This window comes from Gemmatimonadaceae bacterium (assembly GCA_040882285.1).
Taxonomy (GTDB): Bacteria; Gemmatimonadota; Gemmatimonadetes; order Gemmatimonadales; family Gemmatimonadaceae; genus JACDCY01.
Genome location: JBBEBQ010000008.1, coordinates 128470 through 134662, shown reverse-complemented (window position 1 = coordinate 134662; position 6193 = coordinate 128470). Strand labels below are relative to the sequence as shown.

General features: G+C 66.5%; 8 protein-coding genes. 4 read left to right on the top strand and 4 right to left on the bottom strand.

The window, feature by feature from the left end; genetic code table 11:
• Nucleotides 1-99: 99 nt before the first annotated feature.
• The 3 genes from WEA80_05440 to WEA80_05430 form a co-directional block, all read right to left on the bottom strand.
• Entirely contained in the window at nt 100-393 is a 294-nt protein-coding gene (locus WEA80_05440) for a hypothetical protein (GenBank protein MEX1186014.1), read from the bottom strand.
• A gap of 75 nt (nt 394-468) precedes the next feature.
• Complete coding sequence (locus WEA80_05435; GenBank protein MEX1186013.1) at nt 469-885, bottom strand: DUF2203 domain-containing protein; 417 nt, start codon at nt 883-885, stop codon at nt 469-471.
• 3 nt (nt 886-888) lie between these two features.
• Nucleotides 889-1395, bottom strand: coding sequence for an acyl-CoA thioesterase (locus tag WEA80_05430; GenBank protein MEX1186012.1), 507 nt, complete (start codon nt 1393-1395; stop codon nt 889-891).
• Nucleotides 1396-1530: 135 nt separating this feature from the next.
• On the opposite strand from WEA80_05430, the gene WEA80_05425 reads away from it, so the two are divergent.
• Nucleotides 1531-2856 carry a putative glycoside hydrolase gene (locus tag WEA80_05425; GenBank protein MEX1186011.1) on the top strand — a complete coding sequence of 442 codons (1326 nt, stop codon included), beginning with the start codon at nt 1531-1533 and terminating at the stop codon, nt 2854-2856.
• Here the strand turns inward: WEA80_05425 and WEA80_05420 are convergent.
• Nucleotides 2853-3743: an NAD(P)-dependent oxidoreductase gene (locus tag WEA80_05420; GenBank protein MEX1186010.1), complete on the bottom strand. Its 891-nt coding sequence runs from the start codon at nt 3741-3743 to the stop codon at nt 2853-2855. The genes WEA80_05425 and WEA80_05420 overlap by 4 nt on opposite strands.
• Nucleotides 3744-3970: 227 nt before the next feature.
• On the opposite strand from WEA80_05420, the gene WEA80_05415 reads away from it, so the two are divergent.
• Genes WEA80_05415 through mgtE form a run of 3 tightly spaced genes read left to right on the top strand, consistent with a single transcriptional unit; the run spans nt 3971 to nt 6139 of the window.
• Nucleotides 3971-4474 (top strand): DinB family protein, encoded by a 504-nt coding sequence (locus WEA80_05415; GenBank protein ID MEX1186009.1) that lies wholly within the window; start codon nt 3971-3973, stop codon nt 4472-4474.
• 28 nt (nt 4475-4502) lie between these two features.
• Nucleotides 4503-4733 carry a cation transporter gene (locus tag WEA80_05410; GenBank protein ID MEX1186008.1) on the top strand — a complete coding sequence of 77 codons (231 nt, stop codon included), beginning with the start codon at nt 4503-4505 and terminating at the stop codon, nt 4731-4733.
• The gene (gene mgtE, locus WEA80_05405) at nt 4733-6139 is read left to right on the top strand and encodes a magnesium transporter (protein ID MEX1186007.1); all 1407 of its coding nucleotides are present in this window, start codon (nt 4733-4735) and stop codon (nt 6137-6139) included. The genes WEA80_05410 and mgtE overlap by 1 nt, the downstream gene beginning before the upstream one ends.
• Nucleotides 6140-6193: the final 54 nt, after the last annotated feature.

The window sequence follows — 6193 nt, the reverse complement described above, 5'->3', positions numbered from 1 at the left end:
GCCGCCCAGTACTGCAAGATCAATGCTCCTGTTATTTCAGTTACAGCCCACTAGTGACTAGTGACTAGTGACTAGTGACTAGTGACTAGTGACTAGTGACTAGTCACCAACCAGCGCCGGCGGCGCGACCGCGGGCCGCGAGATCGGGAACGACCGCTGAAACAGCTCGCCCAGGTTTTCGTCGTTCAGCTTTTCGAGGACTCTCTCAGTCGAGACCCGCGATGTCACGCTGCGCGACTCGGGGCCGCTCCAGTTGATCCACGCGTACCTGTCGTTCTGCGCGGTCTTTCCCGCCGGATGATGGAACACGACCATCGCATTGCTGGCGCCCGGCAGCTTCACCTCGACTCCCCAACTCGTGCCGTCGGGTCCCTGGAACGGTTTCATTTTCATGACGGAAAGCTATTGGCTGTTGGCTATTGGCTGTTAGCTGTTTTCAGTCACTAATGCGGACCCTGGACGTAGTTCCTAGTCACTAGTCACTAGCTTTTGCCTCCCCGCGAATCCTGCGTCAACCTCGTGCCAGTATTCGACTGAATCCTCCCCCAGCTTCCAGCACAGGTACACGCGGCGTCCGTCGATCTCGGCCGGAAAGTCCACCAGTCCCTGGTCGAACCCCTTGAAGTCGACGCCCAGCTCTCTCAGCTCCGTGACGTATCGCTCGATGTCCGCCGCCAGACGCTGAGCGTCCTCCTCCACCTTCTCGACTTCGTCCGGAGGCGCGTCGCCGCGCCGGCCGGCCGCGACCACCTCGAGAACCCCGACCTGCTCCCGCCAGCGGGCATAATCCTGGACGATGTCCTCCACGATCCGGCGCACCAGCGGCAGCATCCGGTTGGCCTGCTCGAGCGTGAATAGCCGTGCCGGCTCGATCGCCGAGCTCATGCGTCAGCCCTCCCGCTTCCCTTCCGCGTTCCGTTCCTCGAGGCGCCTGCGCCGCCGCTCCCGCGCTGCCGCGTACCGCCGCTTTTCCTCGACGCTCTCCGGCTCGATCGGCGCGACCTTCACCGGACGGCCGTTGGCGTCGATCGCGACGTAGGTGAGGTAGCACGAGTTCGTGTGCCGCCGCTCCCCGGTGAGAAGATTCTCGGTCTCCACCCGGACGCCCACTTCCATCGACGTCGTCCCCACGAAGTTCACGCTCGACTTCATCGTCACCAGCTCGCCTATGTGGATGGGCTCGCGGAAGTCCACCCTGTCCACGGAGACCGTGACGCACGGGGTCCGCGCGTGCCGCATCGCCGAGACGGCCGCGGTCGTGTCCATCATGGCGAGAATGACTCCTCCGAACACGTGCCCGAGCACGTTCTCCTGGTGCGGCATCATGAGCATCGCCGCCTCATGATGCGTCGCGGCCACGGTGCTCGTCCTGTCAGTGCCAGACAATTCCGTCAATGTTCGGTCTCGCGGAAACCGGCGTTCGGGCCGGGGTAATAAGGAAGGGACGACGCTGGCAAATATACTGCATAGCTTTCGCCCGCCCGGACGACCGTCCGGCGGCTCCAACTCACCGCAGAACAACACCGACACGTGCATTCATACGGCCGTACGACTTCGCTGATCTTCGCCTTCGCCTCGCTGACGCTGTGGTCCGGCTGCACCGTTGGCCGCGACGCCGCCGCCCTCGGATCGGCCGCGGATTCGGTCGCCGCTTCGCAGGTGGGCCCGGTTTCCCGCGCCGTCTCCACAGTCGACAGCCAGGCCGCGCCGGCCGGGCCCGTGACCGGCTCCGCCGAGGTGCTGCGGCTCCAGCGCGACGCGAACGCGCCGATTCGCGGACTGTACCTCAACCGCTTCTCGGTGCAGAGCTCGACCAAGCTCAGGAAGCTGATTGCTCTGGCCGATTCCACAGAGATCAACGCGTTCGTGATCGACATCAAGGACGAGTTCGGGCTCAACTTCGTGTCCAGCGATCCGATGCTGCGGAAGAACGCGGGGACGATGACGAAGGCGGTGAACCTGAAGGCGTGGGTCGATTCGATGCGCGCGCACGGGATCCTGCCCATCGCGCGGATCGTCGTGTTCAAGGATTCCGTCGCTTCGCGGATGAACCCGACGCACACCATCCGGAAGACGGATGGCTCGCCCTGGCGGGATCGCGAGGGGCTGACGTGGGTCAATCCATACTCGAACGAGATCTGGGAGTACAACTTCCGCGTCGGCGACGAGGCGATAAAGATGGGCTTCGGGGAGATCCAGTTCGATTACATCCGGTTCCCCGAGCCGTACAAGTCGCTCCCACAGCAGGTATTCCCCGGCTCCAACAACCGCACCAAGCCGCAGGTCCTCGCCGAGTTTCTCGGCGCCGCGCGCGCGCGGTACGCGAGATCAGGCATTCGCACGACCGCGGACATCTTTGGGCTCGTGACCACCGTCCACGGCGCGCTCGAGATCGGGCAGCAGTGGGAGCCGATCGCGAAGGTGACCGACGTCGTGCTCCCGATGGTGTACCCGTCGCACTATCCGCGCGGCGCGTTCGGTATCGCGCGGCCGAACGCGGAACCCTACAGGATCATCCATTGGGCGATCTCCCGCGCGCGCGAGCGCAACGCGGCGCTCGGCATCACGGGCGAGCACGTGCGGCCGTGGCTGCAGGCCTTCTCCCTCGGCCAGCCGAAGTACGGCCCGGAGCACATCCGGGCGCAGAAGCAGGCGGTGTACGACTCGGGCTTCGACGGCTGGGTGCTGTGGCACCCGGGCTCGAACTACGACATCTTCGTGCCCGCGCTGGAGAAGACGCTGGTGTCGCGGAAGAAGGTGCCGCCGGTGCCGGTGAACCGGGCGCCGATTCCCGCGCCGCGGCCGCCCGCGCCGGTTACGCCGCCCGTGGTATCTTCGACGCCGCCAGAACTTTAACCGCCGATGACGACGCCGGCCTCTCGCTCCAGAACCTGCAGCGCTGCCGTGTGATCGACCTCGCTACCAAGCTCGGCGTGGGCCCGCTGGAAAATCAGATGCGCCAGCTCGATGAACCCCGCCGGCGTCCCAGCCTCATGCGCCACTGCCTCCGCGATCCGCACGTCCTTGTCGAGCAGCGCCAGCCGGAACGTGCTGGGAAATTCGCGCGTGAGCACCCGCTGCGGGATCAGATTCTCCGAGGAGTTCGACCGCCCGGCTGAGCCGTTGATCACGTCGAGCGCGATGGAGGGCGCGACTCCCGCCTTCGCGGCGGCGACGAGCGCTTCGCCGGTGGACCAGAGGTGGATCGCGAGCAGCGCGTTGCTCAGCGCCTTGATCGCGTGGCCGGCGCCCGTCGGACCGCACAGAATGATCTTCGCGCCGAACGCCTGCAGCACTGGCCGCGCGCGCTCCAGCACGGCGGCGGCGCCGCCGCACATCACCGTCAGTTTTCCTGCTTCCGCGCCGACGACTCCGCCGCTCACCGGAGCGTCGAGAAAGTCCACGCCCTGTTTCGCCAGCCGGGCCGCGATGGAGCGGCTGGCGTGCGGATCGCCCGAGGTGCAATCCACGAGAATCGCGCCGCTCGCCATCGCCGAAGCCAGCCCTTCGCCGCCGAACGTCACGGACTCCACTTCCTCCGACGTCGGAAGGCAGGTGACTATCACCACCGCACCGCGCGCCGCATCGGCGGGAGTGGACGCGACGCGCGCCGACGTAGCGCGCGCAAGCTCGGCCGACTTTGCCGCCGATCGATTCCACACGGCCAGCTCGAATCCAGCTTCGGCAATCCGGCGCGCCATCGGGTAGCCGATCGCGCCGAGGCCGAGAAAGGCGACTCTCATGTTCTTCCCTTTAAGGCAGTAGAGGGTGCTGGGTAACCGACAACAGGGTTGGGTGACAGGTCTTAGGTTTTGGTTCTGGTTAACTACCGGTCGCCGGTGACAGGTCGCTGGTCTTCCGCCGTCACCGCCCAACCGTCAACCTGTAACCAGTACTTGACCAAAACCAAAACTTAAGACCTGCTACCCAACCCTGTTTGTCGTCAGCCCCAGCAACCCCGGGATTCAAAATGGCCGCCACGCGCTACTACCTCCCCGAATTCGACCAGGAAATGGCCACCACCCGCCGCGTCCTCGAGCGCGTCCCCGAAGACAAGCTCGACTGGAAGCCGCACGCCAAGTCCATGTCGCTGGGCCAGCTCGCGTCGCACGTCGCCCAGCTCCCCAGCTGGGTCTCGAACATCTTCGCCGTGGACCAGTTCGACTTCCGCCCGCCCGACGGTCCCGCCTTCGCCGCGGCCGACTGCAAGAGCCGCGAGGAGCTGCTCGCGCTGTTCGACGGTAGCGTGCTGACCGCCCGGAAGGCGATCGCGGCCGCGACGGAAGCCGGCCTCGACACCCCGTGGACGTTGAAGGCTGGATCGCACACGATCTTCAGCGCGCCGCGCTGGAGCGTCTTCCGCGGCTTCGGCATGAATCACATGATCCATCACCGCGCCCAGCTCTCCGTGTATCTCCGTCTGCTCGACGTGCCGGTCCCCGCCATTTACGGGCCGACGGCGGACGAGCAGTGACCCGGAAGAATTCCTTATATTCGGCGCCATGGTCACCACGCTGAAGATCTCCGGAATGACCTGCGCGCACTGCACACGCGCCGTGTTCACCGCGCTCTCCGGCGTCTCGGGGATCGCGCGCGCTGACGTGAGAGTGGGCACCGCCGAGGTCGAGCACGACGGAACGGTCACCCTCGACGCGCTGAAGCAGGCCGTCGAGACCGCGGGCTACTCGGTGATCGACGCCGACGAGAACCGCAGGGCCCTGCCCCAACTCTGATGAACACCTCGGAGCACCGCGCGCTCGCGACCCTCCTGGCGCCCGACATCCAGGAGCTGCTCAAGTCCGCGCCGCACAGCGTCGCCGCCGAGACCGAGGAGATCCACGCGGCCGACCTCGCGGACATCGTCGAGGCGCTGCCGCGCGAGAACGTGCTCGCTCTCCTGAGCGCGCTGCCGGCGGAGCGCGCGGCCGACGTGCTCGAGTACCTGAGCGACGATCTCCGCACGGAAGTCCTGGAGGAGATGTCCACGCCGCAGGCCGCGCGGCTCGTCGCGGAGATGACGCCGGACGACCGCGCCGACGCGCTCGAGGAGCTGGAAGAGGAGACCTACGAGGATATCCTCTCCGAGATTCCGAAAGCCGCGCGCGAGGAGACGGAGCGGCTGCTCGCGTACGACCCGGAGACCGCGGGCGGGCTGATGACGACGGAGTTCGTGTCGGTCCCCGAGGATTCGACCGTCGAAGCCGCGCTCGCCGGAGTCCGGCACATCGCGCGCGCCGGCAGGCGCGAGGCGATGCACGCCATCTACGCCACCGACCAGCACGGCGCCCTCAAGGGCGTTCTGTCGCTGCGCGAGCTCCTCGCGGCCGCCGAGGGCGCGAGGATCAGGGACATCGCGTGGGAGGAAGTCGTGAGCGTGCCGGCGGCCGCGGACCGCGAGGAAGTCGTCAGCCTCACGTCCAACTACGATCTCGTCGCGCTTCCGGTCGTGGACGAGAACGAGCGCATCATCGGCGTCGTCACGGTCGACGACGTCATGGACGCGATGGTCGAGGAGCACACCGAGGACGTGCAGAAGTTCGGCGGAATGGAAGCGCTGGACGAGCCGTACCTCCAGATCGGCTTCTCGGCGATGATCCGCAAGCGCGTCGTCTGGCTCGTCGCGCTGTTCGTCGGACAGATGCTCACGACGTCGGCGATGCAGCAGTTCCAGAGCCAGCTCACGCAGGCCCTCATGCTGACGCTGTTCATCCCGCTCATCATCAGCTCCGGCGGCAACTCCGGCTCGCAGGCGACTTCGCTCATCATCCGCGCCATGGCGCTCGGCGAAGTCACGCTCGCCGACTGGTGGCGAATCGCGCGGCGCGAGCTGCCGCTCGGGCTCGCGCTCGGCGCGGTGCTCGGCGTGCTCGGCGTGCTCCGGATCGTGCTGTGGCAGCAGCTCGGCTTGTGGGATTACGGCGACCACTACCTGCTGGTCGCGCTCACCGTCGGAACGACCCTGATCGGCGTCGTCGCATTCGGCTCGCTCGCGGGCTCGATGCTGCCGTTTCTGCTGAGCCGCGCAGGGCTCGACCCCGCCAGCGCTTCCGCGCCGCTCGTCGCCACGCTCGTGGACGTGACGGGCCTCACGATCTACTTCAGCGTCGCGCTCTTCCTGCTGAGCGGCATTCTACTGTAGCGGAAACACCCGGTTCGCCCTACTATTAGGAGGGCAAATCGGGCTGACCCCCGA

What these genes read in the sequence shown, in the direction of transcription:
- WEA80_05440 (MEX1186014.1), bottom strand. Translation starts at nt 393, where the DNA reads ATGAAAATGAAACCGTTCCAGGGACCCGACGGCACGAGTTGGGGAGTC.
- WEA80_05435 (MEX1186013.1), bottom strand. Translation starts at nt 885, where the DNA reads ATGAGCTCGGCGATCGAGCCGGCACGGCTATTCACGCTCGAGCAGGCC.
- WEA80_05420 (MEX1186010.1), bottom strand. Translation starts at nt 3,743, where the DNA reads ATGAGAGTCGCCTTTCTCGGCCTCGGCGCGATCGGCTACCCGATGGCG.
- WEA80_05415 (MEX1186009.1), top strand. Translation starts at nt 3,971, where the DNA reads ATGGCCGCCACGCGCTACTACCTCCCCGAATTCGACCAGGAAATGGCC.
- WEA80_05410 (MEX1186008.1), top strand. Translation starts at nt 4,503, where the DNA reads ATGGTCACCACGCTGAAGATCTCCGGAATGACCTGCGCGCACTGCACA.
- mgtE (MEX1186007.1), top strand. Translation starts at nt 4,733, where the DNA reads ATGAACACCTCGGAGCACCGCGCGCTCGCGACCCTCCTGGCGCCCGAC.